General features: G+C 36.8%; 2 protein-coding genes. One reads left to right on the top strand and one right to left on the bottom strand.

What is annotated here, in order from left to right; genetic code table 11:
• Positions 1–390 (top strand): 2-hydroxyacyl-CoA dehydratase family protein (locus UNSWCS_RS04500; RefSeq protein WP_035143514.1); only part of this gene is annotated, 390 nt, incomplete at its 5' end.
• 157 nt (positions 391–547) lie between these two features.
• Here the strand turns inward: UNSWCS_RS04500 and UNSWCS_RS04505 are convergent.
• Positions 548–1207, bottom strand: a complete 660-nt coding sequence (locus UNSWCS_RS04505; RefSeq protein WP_021087511.1) for a hypothetical protein — start codon at positions 1205–1207, stop codon at positions 548–550.
• Positions 1208–1327: the final 120 nt, after the last annotated feature.

The raw sequence follows: 1327 nt of genomic DNA on the forward strand, positions 1-1327 counted from the left end.
GACAAGATCGTACCAGCCATAGAAGAGGCAGGCGGCGTCGTGGTGGCTTACGAAAACTGCACTGGAACTAAAAATTTTAGCAACCTTGTCGATGAAAACGACGATCCAATTAGCGCCATAGCAAAGCGCTACATGGCGATACCTTGCTCGATCATGTCGCCAAATAAAGATAGAGAAAATGTGCTTCAAGAGATGATAAAAGAGTATAAGGCGGACGGCGTGATCGACGTTGTGCTGCAAGCCTGTCACACCTATAACGTAGAAACTACCAATATAAAAAGGGCATGTAGCGACGTAAATACGCCTTACATGGCGCTTGAGACGGACTTTTCTACAAGCGATGCTGGGCAGATCAAGACAAGGCTGGAGGCGTTTATAGAGATGCTTTAGGATAAATTTGGCGTCTGGCTTTTTGAGGTGAGCGATAAATTTAAAAGAGTAGGGGGCTAAATTTAGCTTTAAATTTAAAATAGCTGACTTGAGAGATGGTGAAATTTACTAAATTTACAAGTCAGCTAAAGCGAATGAAATTTATTATTTGACTTGCTTAATAGAGCAAAAGCCACCATGCAGAGTTATTGCTATTTATATATCTCATGTGCTGATAGTCATAAAGAACAGAATTCCATTTTTCATCACCATTTTTCATTTTGTCGTTATATTCTTTTGTCTTTTCTCTGTCGCCTAAGTTTTTATACATGTCGCGCAGATCTCTACATATATAGGCACTTTTTAACTCATTGCAGCCATATTCAAGCATTTTTACATCTGCTTTTGACTCAGAAAGTGCTTTTGCATAGTCAGACGGGATAGCTTCTACTTTTGCATAATCATCACTTTTTTTTGCAAAATAAACTATTTTCCATTCTATCAAATCATGAGCTGGTATATTGCATGCTGGAGCAAATTTTTTATCATAACAATACTCTGGAATAGTTTTTTCATAATAATTTATAACTTTTTTGAGATCTTTACCCTTTAAAGCTTCTAATTTTTCTAATGCTAAACAACCTAGGTCGTTGCCTTGATCTAAGCACCAATATTTTGCTTTTTCAGTGCCAATTTTTTGTGTATTGGTTTCTATAAGCTTTTTATCAGCGCTATAATCATAATTTGGCTTTTCTCTACTACTTCCAAAGCCCCAAGCATATACGCTACTTGTGGCTAAAACGCTGGCTAAGACTGAAGCTAAAATTTGCTTTTTCATCTTTATACTCTCCTTTTTTGGTTAAAAAGGCATTCTACCCCCCCCCCATACTTAAAATAAATTTTAAAAGGGTGCTGACCCATTAAAAAGTATAAATTTAATGTCTGAGTGCTCGCTAAT

It is taken from the genome of Campylobacter concisus UNSWCS (genome assembly GCF_000466685.1).
Lineage (GTDB): Bacteria > Campylobacterota > Campylobacteria > Campylobacterales > Campylobacteraceae > Campylobacter_A > Campylobacter_A concisus_A.

Bases quoted from the DNA above. Each gene is read 5' to 3' on its own strand.
- UNSWCS_RS04505 (WP_021087511.1), bottom strand. From the start codon at position 1,207: ATGAAAAAGCAAATTTTAGCTTCAGTCTTAGCCAGCGTTTTAGCCACA.